The sequence below is a fragment of the Duganella sp. CT11-25 genome (assembly GCF_047302815.1).
Classification (GTDB): Bacteria; Pseudomonadota; Gammaproteobacteria; order Burkholderiales; family Burkholderiaceae_D; genus Rugamonas.
This window is the reverse complement of record NZ_JBKBFD010000001.1, coordinates 2,440,894-2,458,955: the sequence shown is the minus strand read 5'-3', so window position 1 is coordinate 2,458,955 and position 18,062 is coordinate 2,440,894. Positions and strand designations below refer to the sequence as shown.

Below are 18,062 nucleotides of genomic sequence, written 5' to 3'. Positions count from 1 at the left end.
ACAGGGAGTAATGAATGAATTTGCAAGAGAAAGCAGGCGTCCGATCCGTGCGTCTGGCACTCGCAGTCCTGGCCGGTTCCACACTGTTCGCAGGCCAGGCATCGGCACAAGAGCAGGCGATCCAAAAGGTTGAGATCACCGGTTCCGCCATCAAGCGCATCAACGTCGAAGGCGCACTGCCAGTGCAGCGCCTGACCACCGAACAGATCGCCAAGTCCGGCGCGACCACGGTTGCCGACCTGATCCAGGCCCTGCCTTCGATGCAAGGTTTCACCATTGAGGCGATCGCCGCCGGCACCAACTCGGGCGGCCGCGTTTCCGCGTCCATTCACGATATCGGCGAAAGCTACACCCTGGTGCTGCTGAACGGCCGCCGCATCGCCCCGCAAGGCTCGGGCTCCGCCATCAACCTGAACGCCATTCCGTTGAGCGCGGTTGCCAGCGTCGAGATCCTGACCGACGGCGCCTCCGCGCTGTACGGTTCCGACGCGATCGCCGGCGTGATCAACTTCGTGCTGAAAAAAGAACTGCAAGGCGGCAACATCGAAGTCAGCGCTGGACAGCCGGGCGCCAGCAAGGCCGGCCAGAAGAGCAACATCAGCGCCACCTACGGCTTCGGCGAACTCGACACCAACCGCTACAACGTGATGGCCTCGTTCCGTCACGACGAGCAGGGCCAGGTCAAGGCCACCGACCGCGACTTCGCCAAGACGTCGTACGTGCCTTACAACTGGAACGGCAAGAGCTACATCTACGACCGCACCAGCGCGGCAGCGATTCCAGCCAACGTGTCCGCCACCTTCAATTCGGGCGCGGCGCCGATCGGCTTCAATCCCTACCTGAAGCAAAACGGCAATTGCGCGGCGATGAACCAAGTCTCCCTGAGCAACACCGCTCTGGTGCAGAACTGCGGCTTCGACTACGTGCAGACCATCGAAATCATCCCTGAAAGCAAGCGCGACAGCTTCTTCGGCAAGGCGACCGTGCGCGCCACCGACAGCATCGACGTCTACCTCGAAGCGGCCTACTCGCGCATGGACCTGACCGCGCGCATCGCGCCGAACACCGCGTCGGTGGCGATCGCCAAGAACTCGCCGCTGTACAACACCTACGTCAAGCCTTACCTGACCGCGGGCCAGGACGCCGACATCAAGGCGGTGACCGCCAGCTACCGTACCTACGACTGGGGCACGCGCGACAGCGAGACCATCACCGATTCCAAGAATCTGGTGCTGGGCAGCAAGGGCGAGATCGGCGCATGGAGCTTCGACACCGGCCTGACCTGGTCGCGCAACGCGATCGACGAGCGCTATGTCGGCGGCTACGTGAAGAACGCCGAGTTCCGCGACATGCTGGCCAAGAACCAGTTCGACCCGTTCCTGGGCATCGGCCAGCAATCGGCCGCGACCAAGACCCTGATCGCCAACTCGGTGTTCAATGGTTCGATCCGCGAAGCGTCGACCACGCTGAAAGGCATCGACTTCCACGGTTCGCGTGAAATCTTCAAGCTGCCGGCCGGCGCAGTCAACGCCGCATTCGGCGCCGACTACCGCGACTACCACTACGAGCAAACCCCGAACGCATCGTCGTCGGACATCTTCGGCTTCAGCGCCTCCCCGGCCTACGATCTGCAACGCGCCAACTACGGCGCGTTCACCGAGATCAACGTTCCTGTGATCAAGTCGATCGAAGTGACCGGCGCCGCCCGTTACGACACCTTCGACGCGGTCAAGAACGCCATCGCCAAGCGCGACATGGGCAGCAAAGAATCGTCGAGCACCTACAAGGTGTCGGCACGCTGGCAGCCGACCAGCTCGTTCCTGCTGCGCGGTTCCTACGGCACCGGCTTCAAGGCGCCGTCGATGCTGGACATCGGCCAGCCGCTGGTGTCGGCAGGCTTCACCTCGGCATCGTGGGATTGCCCGGCCAATCTGCGCGCCGAGAACGCCGACTACTGCCAAGTGGGCAAGCGTCAGTACAACGTGATCTCCGGCGGTAACGAAAACCTGAAGCCAGAGAAGTCCAAGCAGTACACCGTGGGCTTCCGCTTCGAGCCGACCTCGTCGTTCTCGGTGCAGGCCGACCTGTGGGATGTGAAGATCCGCGACGCCGTTTCCAGCGTGTCGGAAGCACAGATCTTCGCCGATCCGGTCAAGTTCCGTAACCTGTTCACCACCTTCGTGGATCCAGGCAACGGCCAGACCTACTGGGCCAAGAAGACGCTGTCGATCAACATCGGTCAGACCCACAACCAGGGTATCGATTGGGAAACCACCTATCGCCACAACTTCGGCATCGGCCGCCTGACCACCACCCTGAACGGCACCTACCTGCTGAAGTCGGACTACACCCGTCCAGGCACGGATAACGACTGGGTCAACAGCATGAACCGCTACGGCATCAACGACGCCGTGTCGTTCCGCCACATCGTGCGTCTGTCCAGCACGCTGGACACCGGCGCGTTCTCGAACCAGCTGACCGCCAACTACCGCAACGGCTACACCGATGCCGAAGCGACCAGCCGCAACGTGGCGACCAACGTGCTGGAAACCTTCCGCGTCGAAGTGCCTTCGCACCTGACGTTCGACTGGCAGGGCAAATGGCAGGCGACCAAGGTCATCACGCTGCGCGCCGGCGTGAAGAACATCGCCGACCGCGATCCACCGTTCTCGCTGCGCGCGTCGTCGGGCCACCAGGTTGGCTTCGACCCACGCTACGCGGATCCGATGGGCCGCACCTTCTACATGACCGGCAACTACAGCTTCTAAGCTGAAGGGCTGCGCATAGCCAAAGCCCCCACCAGCCTGGACGCGGTCTCGATCGCGTTCAGTGCGGGTGGGGGCTTTTTTTGCTTGGCGGTCAAGCCAGGTCGGCTTGTTCCAGGCCGCGCGCCAGGCTCGAGATCGATGGGTTGTCGATGAACACGCAACGCTTGCCGGTGCGCTTGCAATAGTCTTTCACGCGCCAGTAGGCGCTGTGGCTGATGCAGCCGGTCTGGCAGATCACCAGGTCGGCCGCCGCCAGGCTGGCGTCGAGGCGGTTGGCGTTGTCTTCCAGGCCGCCGTCGTGGTGCGCGAATTGCGCGCCTTCGCGCTCGATCAGTTCGCGGTAGGTGGCGACGTTGCCGCTGCGCCCGCCCACGCACAGCACCGCGCGGTCGCTCAGCCTGAGCGGCATCTTCATGACGTGCTCGACCACCTGGCGCGCCTCTTCCTGGATAGGCGCGGCCGGTTCGGCGGCGCGCGCCAGTTCCAGCTTGAGCTCGGCGATCTGGTTGCGCATCGCGCGTTCGCGTTCCTCCATCTGGCCCAGGCGCTCGGCCAGCTTGGCGCGCGATTCCAGGCCGGGTATCGATTCCCGCAACTGTTCCAGCTCCATCTTCAGCGAGTCGATCATGCTGTCCTTGCCGACCGCCTGCGCGCGCAACTGCATCAGCTGCGCGCCGTGCTTTTCGGCGTCCGCGCTTTTCTCGGCCAGCAGCGCGGCGCCGCGCTGCTGCGCCTTGGCCAGGTCGTGCGTCAGCCGCTTGTTCTCTTCCAGCGTGGCGTTGAATTTGTTGATGTCGGCCCGCACGCAGGCCCCGGCCTGGTGCTGCACCATGTGCAGGTCGCGGCACATCTGCTCTTCCAGCTCGGAGGTGCAGCGCGGATGGGTCAGGCCGGCCCAGAAGGCGCCGGCCACATCGCCGTTGGCGACGGCGGTGCGCCACAGCTCGCCGACCTGCTCGGCGCTCTTGGCGGCGCGGAAGCGCAGCAGCACGGCGGCGTAGCGGCGTTCCAGTTCCTTTTGCAGCGCTTCCGACAGGCGGTTGCGGTTGCCGCATTCGGTGACGGCGCCGACGTGGACTTCATAGTCGTCGGCCACCACTTTGCCGCTGGTGATTTTATCCACCAGCTTGCGCAGCACGCCCAGCGGGAAGCCGACCCCGACCAGCGGGCAGTGGCAGGCATGGCCCAGCTCCCACAGCCGGCGGCGGCGCGATGCGTGCGCCTCCGGCTGCGCGGCCAGCACGCTGATGACGTTGTTGATGACCGGCTTGATGACTTGCCGGGTCGCGGTCTGTTCCGCCGGGCGGGCCGGCGTGACCGTGCCCGCCACCTGCGGCATGGCGGCGGCGATGATGGCCGCCAGCGGATCGTGTTTCTCGCACATGGGTGATGCTCCGCTTACGCCGTGGCCGGCGCGGTGCGGGCGCGCGCCATGATGCGGCTGAGGAAGTTGGTCTTTTCCTGCTCGTGCATATTGCGCTCGACCACGCCGGCCCACTGCTCGGAGAGCTGCTGGCAGGTGGCGCTGAGCACCGGCGCCAGATCGGGCAGGCTGGCCAGCGCTTTCAGGTGGCGCTCGATCACCGAGGCCAGCTTCACGCAGCCGCCGGTGGCGTCGCTGCCGGCCGTGTAGTGCGACATCAGGTGCAGCACCGCGGACAGCATCAGTTCGGGATTGTGTCCGCCGTGGGTCGGGGCGAGAAAAATCGGATTGCTACGGTCTATGGCCATCAGACGCTCCTGGTTCGAGAGTGGAGAGCATGGCTGGCGGTATGGCTGGCTACTCAGGGGAGTGGGCGCGGCGGCGCCCGGTTAACGCACAGTAAAATTGGTCGTCAAGCGGTCAGTATCAGCTTGTTCAGCTGGGTGATGCGCAGGCGGTAAATCCGGCCGGCATGTTCGATTTCCAGCTCGCGGCCGCTTTCCATCAGGCCGGCGCTGCTGACGCGCTTGACCGGGGAGAGCGCCTGCACGGTCGCGGTGTGGGCTGGACGGGCGGCGATTGCCGGCGGCGTTGCGGGTAGGGTCGTGCTCATCGTCATTTTCTCCTTAAATAAGAATGATTCGTATTTGCATTCATTATTGTGGAAGGCCGGACGGAATGCAAGCCTTATTTCATTGGTAACGGCGGGAGCGTGAAAAAAAATGGCCCGGTGCTGGACCGGGCCGAAGGCTGGGTAATGCGGAGGTAGTACCTGGTGCTACAACGCGGCCAGCAATTGGCCGGGAGTGATGGTTTCGCCCTTGGTCTTGGCCGCCGCCAGCTGCTTGGCGCGGGTGCGCGACGGCGGCAGCCGGCGCAGCGTCTTCAGCGCCTCGGGGTCCTTGATGCCGATGGTGCGCTGGTCGACGCTGATCAGGCCGATCTCGTTGAAGGCCGACAGCGTGCGGCTCACCGTTTCCAGGGTCAGGCCCAGGTAGCTGCCGATTTCGTGGCGCGTCATGCGCAGGTTGAACAGCTTGCTCGAATAGCCCATTTGCGCGAAGCGGTCGGCCAGCGCCACCAGGAAACGCGCCACGCGGGCCTCGGCGCTGAGCGCGCCCAGCATGCCGATCATCGCCTGCTCGCGCACCAGCTCGCGGCTCATGACGCCGTACATCATGTTTTCCAGTTCCAGGTGCACGCGGCCGAGCGCGGTCAGCTTCTTGAACGGCAGCAGGATCAGGTCGCAGTCCGACAGCGCCACCGCTTCCGACGAGTAGTGGCGGGTATGGATGCCGTCCACGCCCAGCATGTCGCCCTTCATCGGGAAGCTGAGCACCTGTTCGTTGCCGAATTCGTCGATCAGCACCGTCTTCAGGAAGCCGGAGTTGACGATGTACAGCGTGTCGAACGGTTGGCCGATGGTGTGGATGCGCTGGCCGGTCTTGAATTGCACGTGCTGGAACAGCAACTCCTCGGTGGTGACCGAACAGGCCGCCGGGATATGGAGCAGGTCGCAGACTTCCTTCAGGTTCGACCACAGCCGCCCCTGACGCTGGCGGCCTGCCTCCATCGACGAGGATTGCATGGTGGTCGTCGTGGCGGGGCGAATTTCAGACGTTTGCGTGGACAGCATAGTGATCTCCTGTGTACAGGTATTGCTTTTCGTTGGGAACGGGAATGGTGCCGCGCAGCATTTGCTGCGTGCCTTGTAGCCGTGCAGCATGAATCGATGGTTTCAGTATGCCAACGCAGGGGGGAGATAGATATCAGCAATGGCTGAATATGCACGTAGGAGCCAGCGCAGGGATGTAGGAGTACTCCTACGGCCCAGCACGGTATTCAGGTTTTGAAGGGGGATAACAGGCGGTGCGCCACGGCATATTGCACCATTTCGGAGAGGGAGTTCATGCCCATTTTCTGCATGATGCGGGTTTTATGCGTGCTGACGGTCTTCACGCTCAGATGCAGGCTGTTGGCGATTTCGGTGATGGATTTGCCTGCGACCAACAAAGAAAATACCTCGAACTCGCGGTCCGACAGCTGTTTATGCAACAGGCTCTCGTTCGGCATCATGATATTCAGCGCCAGCTGCTCGGCCACCTCGGTGCTGATGTAGGGACGGCCGGAGGCCACCTTGCGGATCGCGCCGACCAGCTGGGTGCCGGCGCTCTCCTTGGTCAGGTAGCCCTGGGCGCCGGCGCGGATGGCGCGCACCGCGTACTGTTCTTCCTCGTGCATGGTGAGGATCAGGATCGCCAGCTTGGGCGCCTCGGCCTTGATCTGCCGGATCAGGTCGACGCCGCTGCGGCCGGGCATGGACAAGTCCAGCAGCAGCAGGTCGAAGCCGCCCTGGCGCACGTGGCCGAGCACCTCGAAGCCGTCGATGGCCTCTCCCACGATGTCGATGTCAGGTGCGCCGTCGAGTATGCGTTTGAGACCTTCACGCATGATGGTGTGGTCGTCGGCGATGACTATACGAATCATAGAGAGAGGAAGTTATAAAAAGTGATTAAGAGTAAAGCATGTTGCGTTTGCGTTAACTTCGAATGTTACTATAAAAAGCATCTCATTTGCCTTTTTATTTACTACCGGGTTCCTTGATCAGGCGGTGCACCAGCACCGGAATTTTGGAATGTGACAACACCTTGTTGGTTACACTGCCCAATAACAACTGGCCCCAGCCGCTGCGACCGTGCGAGCCCATGAAGATCAGGTCGCAGCCGTTGTTTTGCGCCACGTCGACGATTTTCAGCGCCGCGCTTTCGGCAAACGCGGTCATCGCTTCGCAGCGCACGCCGCGCCTGGCGCAGGAATCGACCACGTCCTGGGTGTGCTCGGCGCCCGCGCGCCGCATGGCGACGCGGTATTCATCCTCACTGGGATAGCTGGGGGGGATGATTTCAACGTAGATCGGGTACTGGTACTCCGGCGCCACGAACAGCACCAGCACTTCGGCGCCGAGTTGCTCGGCAAAGGTGACCCCGGCGCAGGCGGTCTTGCTGGAAACGGCGGAGCCGTCGGTGGTGATCAAGATTTTGCGGTACATGGCCAACCTCCTTATCAAACCAGCTACTGCTTTCATTGTAGTCGCGATTTACATTATTGTTAGGATGGAAAGACTTGATGTTTATCAAATAAAAGCGCTTTATACTGTGGCATGCCTGTGCGCTTTTATACTTTTTACCGGTTTTTTTTGCATTCAAGCACTACTTTTGTGTCTCAGGGCGTACTTTGGCGATCTATCCAATGTTAGTATCTCCAAATACAACAGTAAACTTGGCTTATGCCCGGCATACGGGGCAGGCGACCCGGCGTTGGGATTGAATAATCCGGCTGCGCCCTGCTACACTCGCTACAGTGCGTTATATTGCCGCGTGTCATCACAAGCAAGTTTAGGGCAGCAATTTTACAAATTATGGAGAAGCAGGAATTATGACTAACGCCGCTGATGATTTCGACGCATTATTTGAAGAAGTGTCTGCTCAGAGCAAGACCGCAGCGCCCGCTCCAGCGCCTGCTCCCGCACCGGCCGCCGCGGCGGAAGATGACCTGGAAAGCCTGTTTGACGAAGTAGCGTCGTCGGCCCGTCCGGCCGCCGTCGCCGCGCCAGCCGCCCCGGCGGCCGAGGCGGCGCCGGCCGAGCATGCCGAAGGCGAAGAGGGCGGCGACAAGCCGATGTTCGAACGCCTGGGCGGCATCGTGCGCCTGTTGCACGATTCGCTGCGCGAACTCGGCTACGACAAGGCACTGACCGAAGCCTCGACCCAGATCAACGACGCCCAGGATCGCCTGGAATACGTCGCCACGCTGACCGAGCAGGCCGCCAACAAGGTGCTCAACACGCTGGACGAAGGCATGCCGGCGCAGGACGTGCTGTCGAAGCAGTCGAAGGACATGGAAACCCGCTGGGCCGACCTGTTCGCGGGCAAGCTGAGCCTGGACCAGTTCAAGCAGCTGGCCGGCGATTCGCAAGCCTTCGCCGTGGCGGTCTCGGCCGCCACCGAAGCTGAGAAGGCCCGCCTGCTGGAAATCATGATGGCCCAGGACTTCCAGGACATCACCGGCCAGCTGATCAAGAAAGTGGTGAACATCACCAAGACAGTGGAGCACGAACTGGCAGAACTGCTGCGCGACAACGCGCCGCCTGCGGTCCGCGAGAAGATTGCACAAAAAGAAGTGTCCCTGATGTCCGGCCCATCGGCTCCGGCCGTAGCGCTGAACCAGGACAATGTCGACGACCTGCTTGCTGATCTGGGATTCTAATGGACGATATGCTCAAGGATTTCGTCGTCGAGGCGATGGATCTTGCGGTCAATGTGGAAGAGCATCTGCTGCGGCTCGAACGCGACCCGGACAACAAAGAAACGCTGAACGCCGTTTTTCGCTCCTTCCATACGATCAAGGGCGGCGCCGGCTTCATGGGCTTGCCGGCCATGGTCGCCGCCTGCCACCTGACCGAGAACCTGTTTGACGCGCTGCGCACCGGCGCCGCGCCGGTGACGCCGCTGGCGATCGAGGCGGCGCTGCAAGCGTCGGGCTTCGTGGCCGACCAGCTCGCCGAATTGAACAACGGCGCCGAGCCGGACAGCCTGTCGGCGATGCCGAAGGATCTGGAAGTCATCCTGACCGACGCCATCGAAGGCAAGACCGATTCGGCCCCGGCCAAGGCGGCCGCGCCGGCGCCTGCGCCCGCCGCCGCCCCGGCCGCCGCGGTCGCGGCCCCCGCCGCGGCAGCGCCGGCGGCCGACGGCCTGGACTGGGAAGGCATGTACCAGGCCGTGATGCCGGAAGGCAGCTACACGCGCGCCGCCGCCGCGCCGGCCGCGGCCGCATCGGCGCCGATCCCGGCCGCGGAAATCGCCGCCGTGGCCGCCGCCGTGCAAGTGGCGCCGACGCCGCGCGCGCGCGAAGCGGGCGAGAAGCGCGAAGAGCGTCCGCAAGCGGCGCCGGTCAAGGAAGAGTCAATCCGCGTCGATGCTGTTAAACTAGACGCCTTGCTGGAAGTGGCGGGCGAATCGGTGCAGGCCGCCAACCAGGCTGCCGTGCTGCTGGAACGCCTGCTGCAATTCAAGTTTGAAGGCCAGGCCCAGACGCTGATGGCGACGCTGGCGGAAACGCTGGAACGCGCCTCGCGCTATTCCACCGAACTGCAGCGCGCCACGCTGGCGACCCGCATGCAGCCGGTGGGCCGCCTGTTCCAGAAGTTCCCGCGCCTGGTGCGCGAGCTGGCCAAGGACCTGGGCAAGGACGTCGAGCTGACCATCGAGGGCGCGGAGACCGAAGTCGACCGCGTGGTGGTGGACAGCCTGTACGATCCGCTGGTGCACATGCTGCGCAATTCGCTGGACCATGGCGTCGAGTCGCCGGAGGACCGCATCGCGGCGGGCAAGCCGGCCAAGTCCTACATCTCGCTGAAGGCGTGGCAGGAGGCCAACAGCGTGATGATCGTGCTGCAGGACGACGGCAAGGGCATGGATCCGGTGGTGTTGCGCACCAAGGCCCAGCAAAAAGGCTTGATCAGCGAATCGGCCAACCTGAGCAACGACGAGTGCTTCCAGCTGGTGTTCCTGCCGGGCTTCTCGACCAAGGAAGTGGCCTCCAGCGTCTCCGGGCGCGGCGTCGGCATGGACGTGGTCAAGACCGCCGTGGAGAAGAACCGCGGCGCGATCCATATCGAATCGGCGCTGGGCAAGGGCACCAAGTTCGCCATCCGCCTGCCGATCGAGCTGTCGATCGTGCCGACCATGCTGGTCTCGACCTCGGGCGCCGCGCTGGCGTTGCCGATGGCCGTGGTGCAGCGCGTGGTCGAGCTGCCGGAAGTGTTCATGGAAGTGGGCGGCGCGCCGGTGCTGAAAGACCAGGGACGTCCGCTGCCGGTGCGTTCGCTGGCCGACTCGCTGGGCTACGAGAGCTGCCGCGAGAAGGTGGGTATTGTTGTCGCTGCACCACAGCCGTATATCCTGGCGGTGGAAGCGGTCGACGGCACGGCCGACCTGGTGATCAAACCGATGACCGCGATTACCGTCGAGGGCATCACCGGCACCGCCCGTTCCGCCGAAGGCGAACTGGTGCTAGTGGTGGGCCTATCCTTCCTAATGGACGGATGCAGAAGTACTGTACGCATGGCAGCCTAGCTTCGACGCTAGGCCGGAAAGACCAAAAGCCTGCGTCCACGCAGGCTTTTTTTATTTGCAATACAGAATTTTTTAAAAGGAGTCATAAACAGTGTATCGATAGGCGGAACCGCATCGGCTCACGAGGCCCGAAGGCGGCGCCCGCTATCGCATTGCACAATATGGCATAATCGAAGTGGATCACTCACACAGGCAGCAGCAGTACGCATAAACATGATGAAGACGCTTTACGACAAACTCTGGGAATCCCACGTGGTCAAGGCCGAGGAAGACGGCACCACCATCCTGTACATCGACCGCCACCTGGTGCATGAAGTCACCAGCCCGCAGGCATTCGACGGCCTGCGCGAAGCCGGCCGCCAGCCGTGGCGCATCTCGGCCAACCTGGCCGTGGCCGACCACAACGTGCCGACCACCTCGCGCGCCGACGGCATCGCCGACCCGGTCTCGCGGCTGCAGGTCGAGACGCTGGACAACAACGCCAAGTCCTACGGCCTGACGTACTTCAATATGAACGACAAGCGCCAGGGCATCGTCCACGTGATCGGGCCGGAGCAGGGCGCGACGCTGCCGGGCATGACCGTGGTCTGCGGCGACTCGCACACCTCGACCCACGGCGCCTTCGGCGCGCTGGCGCACGGCATCGGCACCTCGGAAGTCGAGCACGTGCTGGCGACCCAGACTCTGCTGCAAAAGAAATCCAAGGCCATGCTGGTGCAGGTCGACGGCGCGCTGCCGGCCGGCGTCACCGCCAAGGACGTGGTGCTGGCCATCATCGGCAAGATCGGCACCGCCGGCGGCACCGGCTACTGTATCGAGTTCGGCGGCTCGACCATCCGCGCGCTGTCGATGGAGGGCCGGATGACGGTCTGTAATATGGCGATCGAGGCCGGCGCGCGCGCCGGCATCATCGGCGTCGACGACACCACCATCAACTACGTCAAGGGCCGCCCGTTTTCGCCGGCGGGCCCGCACTGGGAGCGCGCGGTGGAATACTGGCGCACGCTGCATTCGGACGCCGGCGCCAGATTCGACCTGGTCGTCACGCTGAACGCGGCCGAGATCAAGCCGCAGGTGACCTGGGGCACGTCGCCGGAAATGGTGATCGCGATCGACGGCCGGGTGCCGGATCCGGACCTGGAAAAAGACAGCGTCAAGCGCGACGCGATGGAAAAGGCGCTGGTCTATATGAACCTGAAGCCGAACACGGCGATCGAGGACATCCGCATCGACAAGGTGTTCATCGGTTCGTGCACCAACTCGCGCATCGAAGACTTGCGCGCCGCCGCCGATGTGGTGCGCGGCAAGCATCGCGCCTCCAACGTCAAGCTGGCGCTGGTGGTGCCGGGCTCGGGACTGGTCAAGGACCAGGCCGAGAAAGAGGGCCTGGACCGCATCTTCAAGGATGCCGGCTTCGAGTGGCGCGAGCCGGGCTGCTCGATGTGCCTGGCGATGAACGCCGACCGCCTGGAGCCGGGCGAGCGTTGCGCCTCGACTTCCAACCGTAATTTCGAAGGACGCCAAGGACAAGGCGGACGCACCCATCTGGTGTCTCCCGCCATGGCCGCGGCAGCCGGTATCGCCGGCCACTTCGTCGACGTACGCGCACTGCGTTGATTTTTTTGATTGATTCTACGAGAACACCATGAAAAAACTATTTGCTCTGTCCATCATTGCCCTGATCCTGACCGGCTGCAACACCGTCAACGGCTTCGGCAAGGACGTTAAAAAAGTCGGTGAATCGCTGGAAGGCGCTTCGACCAAAAAATAACACGCAGTACGGCGGGCCGCGACGGTCCGCCGTCGCACAACCCGAACGAGAATCATGGATAAATTTACGATCTACGAAGGCCTGGTGGCCCCGCTCGACCGCGCCAACGTCGACACCGACGCCATCATCCCGAAGCAATTCCTGAAGTCCATCCATCGCACCGGCTTCGGCCCGAACCTGTTCGACGAATGGCGCTACCTCGACCACGGCGAGCCCGGCATGGACAACAGCCGCCGTCCGCTGAACCCGGACTTCGTGCTCAACGAAGCGCGCTACCAGGGCGCCTCGATTCTCCTGACCCGCAAGAACTTCGGCTGCGGCTCCTCGCGCGAACACGCGCCGTGGGCGCTGGACCAGTACGGCTTCCGCGCGATCGTCGCGCCGTCGTTCGCCGACATCTTCTTCAACAACTGCTACAAGAGCGGCTTGCTGCCGATCGTCTTGTCCGAATCCCAGATTGATCATCTGTTCAATGAAGTCAAGGCCTTCCCCGGTTACCGTCTGGTGGTCGACCTTGAACAGCAGCGCATTTCCACCAGCAATGGCAGCGTCTCCTATCCCTTCGAGATCGACGCCTTCCGCAAATACTGCCTGATGAACGGGCTCGACGATATCGGCCTGACCCTGCGTCACGCCGACGCTATCCGCGGCTTCGAAGAGCGCCATCTGGCAAACCAACCCTGGTTGGCTAACGTCATCTAATCGATCGAATAACATGAAAATTGCAATCCTCCCGGGCGACGGTATCGGCCCGGAAATCGTCGCACAGGCCGTCAAGGTCCTGAACGTGCTGGGCGAAAAATTTGAGCTGGAAACCGCCCCCGTCGGCGGCGCCGGCTACGCGGCCCACGGCCACCCGCTGCCGGAAGGCACGCTGGCGCTGGCCAAGGCCGCCGACGCGGTGCTGTTCGGCGCCGTCGGCGACTACCAGTACGACAAGCTGGACCGTCCATTGCGTCCCGAGCAGGCCATCCTCGGCCTGCGCAAGAACCTGGGCCTGTTCGCCAACCTGCGTCCGGCCATCCTCTACCCTGAGCTGGCCGGCGCCTCGACGCTGAAGCCGGAAGTGGTGTCCGGCCTGGACATCCTGATCATCCGCGAACTGACCGGCGACATTTACTTCGGCCAGCCGCGCGGCGTGCGCGAGTGCCCGGACGGTCCGTTCAAGGGCCAGCGCGAAGGCTTCGACACCATGCGCTATGCGGAAGGCGAGATCCGCCGCATCGCCCACGTGGCGTTCCAGGCGGCGCAAAAGCGCGACAAGCGCCTGACCAGCGTCGACAAGGCCAACGTGCTGGAGACCTTCCAGTTCTGGAAAGACATCGTCACCGACGTCCACCGGGAATATCCTGACGTCGCGCTCGAGCATATGTATGTCGACAACGCCGCGATGCAGCTGGTGCGCGCACCGAAGAAGTTCGACGTCATCGTCACCGGCAATATGTTCGGCGACATCCTGAGCGACGCCGCCGCGATGCTGACCGGCTCGATCGGCATGCTGCCGTCGGCCTCGCTGGACGCCAACAACAAGGGCCTGTACGAACCGTCGCACGGTTCCGCGCCCGACATCGCCGGCAAGGGCATCGCCAATCCGCTGGCCACCATTCTGTCGGCCGCCATGATGCTGCGCTTCTCGCTGAACAAGGCCGAGCAGGCCGACCGCATCGAGACCGCCGTCAAGAAAGTGCTGTCGCAAGGCCTGCGCACCGCCGACATCTACGAGGAAGGCACCACCAAAGTGGGCACCGAGGAAATGGGCAACGCGGTCGTTAAGGCACTCGCATAAAACATAAGACAAGGAAGAGCAAAATGAAACTCGTAGGCTTGGTAGGTTGGCGCGGCATGGTGGGTTCGGTCCTGATGCAGCGCATGCAGGAAGAGGGCGACTTCGCCCACATCGAACCGGTGTTCTTCACCACCTCGAATCCGGGCGGCAACGCGCCGGCGATGGCAAAGAATGAAACCAAACTGAAAAGCGCGACCGATATCGACGAGCTGAAAAAGTGCGAGATCATCATCTCGTGCCAGGGCGGCGACTACACCGGCGAAGTGTTCCCTCAACTGCGCGCGGCCGGCTGGAACGGCTACTGGATCGACGCCGCGTCGACCCTGCGCATGGAAAAGGACGCGGTCATCGTGCTGGACCCGGTCAACCTGCACGTCATCAAGGACGCGCTGGGCAAGGGCGTGAAGAACTACATCGGCGGCAACTGCACCGTCTCATGCATGCTGATGGGCCTGGGCGGCCTGTTCCAGCACAACCTGGTCGAGTGGATGACTTCCATGACCTACCAGGCGGCATCGGGCGGCGGCGCGCAGCACATGCGCGAACTGCTGACCCAGTTCGGCACCATCAACGCCGCGGTCAAGGCCAAGCTGGACGACCCCGCGTCGGCCATCCTGGAAATCGACCGCCAGGTGCTGGCGACCCAGCACGGCCTGAGCGCTGAGGAGACCAGGCAGTTCGGCGCGCCGCTGGCGGGCAACCTGATCCCTTGGATCGACAAGGACCTGGGCAACGGCCAATCGAAGGAAGAGTGGAAGGGCGGCGCCGAGACCAACAAGATCCTGGGCCTGGGCGCGGACTTCGGCTCGAAAGCCATCCCGGTCGACGGCCTGTGCGTGCGCATCGGCGCCATGCGCAGCCACTCGCAGGCGCTGACCATCAAGCTGAAGAAAGACGTGCCGATCGACGAGATCCACGACATCATCGCCTCCAACAACCAGTGGGTGAAGGTCATCCCGAACACCCGCGAAGCGTCGGTCACCGGCCTGTCGCCGGCCGCCGCGACCGGTAGCCTGAGCATCCCGGTCGGCCGCCTGCGCAAGATGAGCATGGGCGATGATTACCTGTCGGCATTTACCGTTGGCGACCAGCTGCTGTGGGGCGCCGCCGAACCGCTGCGCCGCATGCTGCGCATCGTGCTGGACGCGTAATACCAGTAGTTCAATTGTTACAGCAGAAGGGGTTTTCTCTATGTACTCTCATAGGGGAAACCCCTTTTTTTGCGTTAAAGTAGGCGTAGACGTTACAGAACCTCGTGTATCACTAGAGAAACATCGTGCAAAGCTTGCATGCTCCTGTGCATGATGATATGTTGGTATATCTGGGAAAGTAACATTTTCCCTCTGACAACCTACTGCCGCCCACTATGCCTGTACACACCCGCCCCAGCATCGTTTCGTTCGCGTTGAAGACCATCACCAGCGCTGTTGCCAGCGCGGTGCTGGTGGCCGCATCGGCCAACGCGGCGGGACTCGGCAAGCTGACCGTCCTGTCTTCGCTGGGTCAGCCGCTGCGAGCGGAGATCGAACTGACCGCCGTCTCGGCCGAGGAAGCCGGCGCCCTGGTGGCCAAGCTGGCGCCGGCCGACGCCTTCCGCACCGCGAATATCGATTTCAACCCGGCGCTGCTGTCGCTGCGTTTCGAGGTCGACCAGCGCAACGGGCGGCAAATCATCCGCGTCAGCTCCAGCCAGCCGATCAACGAGCCGTTCGTCGACATGCTGCTGGAACTGAACTGGACCGGCGGCCGCATGGTCCGCGAATACACCTTCCTGCTGGATCCGCCCGACCTGCGCAGCGCGCAGTCGCCGCAAGTGGCGGCGCCGGTGGACCTGACCGGCCGCGTGCCGGCTCCGGCGCCGGCCGCCGCCCAGCCGGCGGCGGCCGCGCAGCCATACGCGGCGGCACGGCAGCCGGCGGCGCCGCCCCCGGCGCCGGCGCGCGCCAGGCAGGCGGCAGGCGAATACACCGTCAAGTCGGGCGACAACCTGACCCGCATCGCCAACCAGGTCAAGCCGGTCGACGTCTCGCTGGACATGATGCTGGTGGCGCTGTACCGCGCCAATCCGGAAGCGTTCAGCGGCAATAATATGAACCGCCTGAAGTCGGGCCAGATCCTGGCCGTGCCGGATTCGGACGCGATCCGCAACAGCGCGCCGGAAGGCGAGGCGCGCGGCGTGGTGGTCGCGCATGCGGCCGATTTCAATGCCTACCGCGCCAAGCTGGCCGGCCAGGTCGCCAACAGCACCCCGGCGAAAGAGCCGGACACGTCGCAGAACGTGTCCGGCAAGATCACCGCCAAGGTGGAAGAAAAGCCGAACGCGGTCAACGTCGCCAAGGACAAGCTGACGCTGTCCAATACCACCGCCGCTGCGCCGGTGGAAGGCAAGAGCGGCCGGGTGGCGGAGGAAGACAAGATCGCCAAGCAGAAGCAGGCGGAGGAAGCGGCAGCCCGCGTCAAGGAGCTGGAAAAGAACGTCAACGACCTCGAAAAGCTGATGGCCGTGAAGAACAAGGCCGGGGCGGACGTCAAGGCGCCTTCGGCTTCGGCCGTGGCCAGCGCGCCGGCGGAAGCCGCCGCGTCGGTGCCGCCCAAGCCCAAGCGCACGCTGGTGCTGCCGCCGAAGAAGGCGCCCGAGCCTAGCCTGTTCGAAACACTGATGGACAACCTGAACTACGTCGGCATCGCCGCCGCCGCCCTGCTGGCCGGCGTGGGCGGCATCGTCGCCTCGCGCCGCCGCAAGAAATTCGTGGTGCCGAAGGAGGAAACCTCCATCCTTGGCGATACCGCCATGCCGCCGCAATCGCTGATCGCCGAAGCCGGCGGCCAGAGCGTCGATACCAACAACAGCGTGTTCAACTCGAACTTCGCACCATCGGCCAGCCAGCTCGACACCAATGAAGTCGATCCGGTGGCGGAAGCCGACGTCTACATCGCCTACGGCCGCGACGCCCAGGCCGAAGAGATCCTGAAGGAAGCGCTGCGCACGCATCCGGAACGCCATCCGGTACGCCTGAAGCTGCTGGAAATCTACGCCACCCGCAAGGATGCGCGTTCGTTTGAAACCCAGGCCTCCGAGCTGTATTCGATGACGCGCGGCGAGGGCGACGAGTGGGCCCAGGCCGCGGCCATGGGCCAGGCGCTGGATCCGGGCAATCCGCTGTACACGATGGGCAAGGACGTCGGCGACGGTTCGACCGTGTTTGCCGCCGCGCCGCTGGCCGCGGGGGCGGCAGCGGTTGCCGCGACTGCGGCCTCGGACTTCGGCAACGATTTCGGCGGCAACGACCGCGCGGATGCACCGGCGCCAGCCGGCCTGGACCTGGACCTGAGCCAGGACGCCGCGCCGGCCGGCAATACGATGGAATTCGGCAGCGACATGGAAACGGCCCTGCCGCAAGCAGCGGACGCGGCCGTATCGCCAGCATCGGTCGCGGCGGAGTCGGACAACCTGATGGACTTCGACCTGGGCGGCCTGAGCTTCGAACCGGTGGGCACCACGGCGCCGGCGATTGAAATGCCGGCCCCGGCTGCGGAAACGCCGCTGGAAGACGAATTCAACCTGGCCTTCGATGCACCCGCTCCGGCTCCGGCAGCGGCTCCCGCGCCGGCCCCGGCGCCGGTGGAGGACATGAGCATGGACTTCGGCCTGGACCTGCCGGCCGCGGCCGCCGAGCCGGCTGAGCCAAGCAAGCCGTCGGCCGCCACCGATCCACTGGATCTGGACCTGATGAGCTTTGAGATTCCGGAAGTACCGGCCTTCAGCGAACCGCCGAAAGCCGAGCCGGCCGCGATGGACTTCAACGACAGCCTGGACCTGCCGGCCGATATCGAATCGGTCACGGCGGCGCCGCCGCCGGCAGCGCCGGAGTTCGACCTGTCCAGCATCGACCTCGACCTGGATAGCGGCCTGGGCGGTGGCAACGCGGGCACCGAAGCCGCCGCGCCTGCCCAGCGCGACGACACGCTGTCGGCGCATCACATGGAAATGGACACCAAGCTGGACCTGGCCATCGCCTACCAGGAAATCGGCGACAAGGAAGGCGCGCGCGAACTGCTGGACGAAGTGCTGCGCGGCGGCAGCGACGACCAGATCGCCAAGGCCAACGCCATGAAGGCCCAGTTGGGATAAGTGTGGCCTGCGGGTTGTACCGGATATAATGGCTGACTCAGACTT

The 18,062-nt window shown here is 63.8% G+C and carries 15 protein-coding genes; 9 read left to right on the top strand and 6 right to left on the bottom strand.

Annotated features, from left to right (window positions below):
- Positions 1-47: 47 nt before the first annotated feature.
- On the top strand, positions 48-2,768 hold the full coding sequence (locus ACEN9F_RS10425) for a TonB-dependent receptor (RefSeq protein WP_413419950.1): 2,721 nt from the start codon (positions 48-50) through the stop codon (positions 2,766-2,768).
- A 91-nt stretch (positions 2,769-2,859) separates the two neighbouring features.
- Here the strand turns inward: ACEN9F_RS10425 and ACEN9F_RS10420 are convergent, their stop codons facing one another.
- The 6 genes from ACEN9F_RS10420 to ACEN9F_RS10395 form a co-directional block, all read right to left on the bottom strand.
- On the bottom strand, positions 2,860-4,152 hold the full coding sequence (locus ACEN9F_RS10420) for a DUF2325 domain-containing protein (protein WP_413419949.1): 1,293 nt from the start codon (positions 4,150-4,152) through the stop codon (positions 2,860-2,862).
- 14 nt (positions 4,153-4,166) lie between these two features.
- Positions 4,167-4,499: a hypothetical protein gene (locus tag ACEN9F_RS10415; protein ID WP_413419948.1), complete on the bottom strand. Its 333-nt coding sequence runs from the start codon at positions 4,497-4,499 to the stop codon at positions 4,167-4,169.
- Positions 4,500-4,603: 104 nt separating this feature from the next.
- Positions 4,604-4,804, bottom strand: a complete 201-nt coding sequence (hemP, locus tag ACEN9F_RS10410) for a hemin uptake protein HemP (protein ID WP_413419947.1) — start codon at positions 4,802-4,804, stop codon at positions 4,604-4,606.
- Between the two features lie 165 nt (positions 4,805-4,969).
- Positions 4,970-5,764 carry a Crp/Fnr family transcriptional regulator gene (locus ACEN9F_RS10405; protein ID WP_413427025.1) on the bottom strand — a complete coding sequence of 265 codons (795 nt, stop codon included), beginning with the start codon at positions 5,762-5,764 and terminating at the stop codon, positions 4,970-4,972.
- A 269-nt stretch (positions 5,765-6,033) separates the two neighbouring features.
- On the bottom strand, positions 6,034-6,678 hold the full coding sequence (locus ACEN9F_RS10400) for a response regulator transcription factor (RefSeq protein WP_090314830.1): 645 nt from the start codon (positions 6,676-6,678) through the stop codon (positions 6,034-6,036).
- Between the two features lie 94 nt (positions 6,679-6,772).
- Complete coding sequence (locus tag ACEN9F_RS10395) at positions 6,773-7,240, bottom strand: universal stress protein (protein WP_413419946.1); 468 nt, start codon at positions 7,238-7,240, stop codon at positions 6,773-6,775.
- A gap of 386 nt (positions 7,241-7,626) precedes the next feature.
- Here ACEN9F_RS10395 and ACEN9F_RS10390 point away from each other — a divergent pair, with 386 nt between their 5' ends.
- The 8 genes from ACEN9F_RS10390 (at position 7,627) to ACEN9F_RS10355 (ending at position 18,017) form a co-directional block, all read left to right on the top strand.
- Positions 7,627-8,457, top strand: coding sequence for a protein phosphatase CheZ (locus ACEN9F_RS10390; protein ID WP_413419945.1), 831 nt, complete (start codon positions 7,627-7,629; stop codon positions 8,455-8,457).
- Positions 8,457-10,328 carry a chemotaxis protein CheA gene (locus ACEN9F_RS10385; protein ID WP_413419944.1) on the top strand — a complete coding sequence of 624 codons (1,872 nt, stop codon included), beginning with the start codon at positions 8,457-8,459 and terminating at the stop codon, positions 10,326-10,328. The genes ACEN9F_RS10390 and ACEN9F_RS10385 overlap by 1 nt, the downstream gene beginning before the upstream one ends.
- Before the next feature lie 213 nt (positions 10,329-10,541).
- On the top strand, positions 10,542-11,945 hold the full coding sequence (leuC, locus tag ACEN9F_RS10380) for a 3-isopropylmalate dehydratase large subunit (RefSeq protein ID WP_413419943.1): 1,404 nt from the start codon (positions 10,542-10,544) through the stop codon (positions 11,943-11,945).
- Between the two features lie 28 nt (positions 11,946-11,973).
- The gene (locus ACEN9F_RS10375) at positions 11,974-12,099 is read left to right on the top strand and encodes an entericidin A/B family lipoprotein (protein ID WP_008450980.1); all 126 of its coding nucleotides are present in this window, start codon (positions 11,974-11,976) and stop codon (positions 12,097-12,099) included.
- A gap of 54 nt (positions 12,100-12,153) precedes the next feature.
- Positions 12,154-12,801: a 3-isopropylmalate dehydratase small subunit gene (leuD, locus tag ACEN9F_RS10370; RefSeq protein ID WP_413419942.1), complete on the top strand. Its 648-nt coding sequence runs from the start codon at positions 12,154-12,156 to the stop codon at positions 12,799-12,801.
- 13 nt (positions 12,802-12,814) lie between these two features.
- Positions 12,815-13,885, top strand: a complete 1,071-nt coding sequence (gene leuB / locus ACEN9F_RS10365) for a 3-isopropylmalate dehydrogenase (protein ID WP_413419941.1) — start codon at positions 12,815-12,817, stop codon at positions 13,883-13,885.
- A gap of 23 nt (positions 13,886-13,908) precedes the next feature.
- On the top strand, positions 13,909-15,036 hold the full coding sequence (gene asd / locus ACEN9F_RS10360) for an aspartate-semialdehyde dehydrogenase (protein WP_413419940.1): 1,128 nt from the start codon (positions 13,909-13,911) through the stop codon (positions 15,034-15,036).
- A 215-nt stretch (positions 15,037-15,251) separates the two neighbouring features.
- A complete protein-coding gene (locus ACEN9F_RS10355; protein ID WP_413419939.1) occupies positions 15,252-18,017 on the top strand; it encodes a FimV/HubP family polar landmark protein in 2,766 nt (921 codons plus the stop codon).
- Positions 18,018-18,062: the final 45 nt, after the last annotated feature.

Bases quoted from the DNA above. Each gene is read 5' to 3' on its own strand.
- ACEN9F_RS10420 (WP_413419949.1), bottom strand. From the start codon at position 4,152: ATGTGCGAGAAACACGATCCGCTGGCGGCCATCATCGCCGCCGCCATG.
- ACEN9F_RS10415 (WP_413419948.1), bottom strand. From the start codon at position 4,499: ATGGCCATAGACCGTAGCAATCCGATTTTTCTCGCCCCGACCCACGGC.
- hemP (WP_413419947.1), bottom strand. From the start codon at position 4,804: ATGAGCACGACCCTACCCGCAACGCCGCCGGCAATCGCCGCCCGTCCA.
- ACEN9F_RS10405 (WP_413427025.1), bottom strand. From the start codon at position 5,764: ATGGAGGCAGGCCGCCAGCGTCAGGGGCGGCTGTGGTCGAACCTGAAG.
- ACEN9F_RS10400 (WP_090314830.1), bottom strand. From the start codon at position 6,678: ATGATTCGTATAGTCATCGCCGACGACCACACCATCATGCGTGAAGGT.
- ACEN9F_RS10395 (WP_413419946.1), bottom strand. From the start codon at position 7,240: ATGTACCGCAAAATCTTGATCACCACCGACGGCTCCGCCGTTTCCAGC.
- ACEN9F_RS10390 (WP_413419945.1), top strand. From the start codon at position 7,627: ATGACTAACGCCGCTGATGATTTCGACGCATTATTTGAAGAAGTGTCT.
- ACEN9F_RS10385 (WP_413419944.1), top strand. From the start codon at position 8,457: ATGGACGATATGCTCAAGGATTTCGTCGTCGAGGCGATGGATCTTGCG.
- leuC (WP_413419943.1), top strand. From the start codon at position 10,542: ATGATGAAGACGCTTTACGACAAACTCTGGGAATCCCACGTGGTCAAG.
- ACEN9F_RS10375 (WP_008450980.1), top strand. From the start codon at position 11,974: ATGAAAAAACTATTTGCTCTGTCCATCATTGCCCTGATCCTGACCGGC.
- leuD (WP_413419942.1), top strand. From the start codon at position 12,154: ATGGATAAATTTACGATCTACGAAGGCCTGGTGGCCCCGCTCGACCGC.
- leuB (WP_413419941.1), top strand. From the start codon at position 12,815: ATGAAAATTGCAATCCTCCCGGGCGACGGTATCGGCCCGGAAATCGTC.
- asd (WP_413419940.1), top strand. From the start codon at position 13,909: ATGAAACTCGTAGGCTTGGTAGGTTGGCGCGGCATGGTGGGTTCGGTC.
- ACEN9F_RS10355 (WP_413419939.1), top strand. From the start codon at position 15,252: ATGCCTGTACACACCCGCCCCAGCATCGTTTCGTTCGCGTTGAAGACC.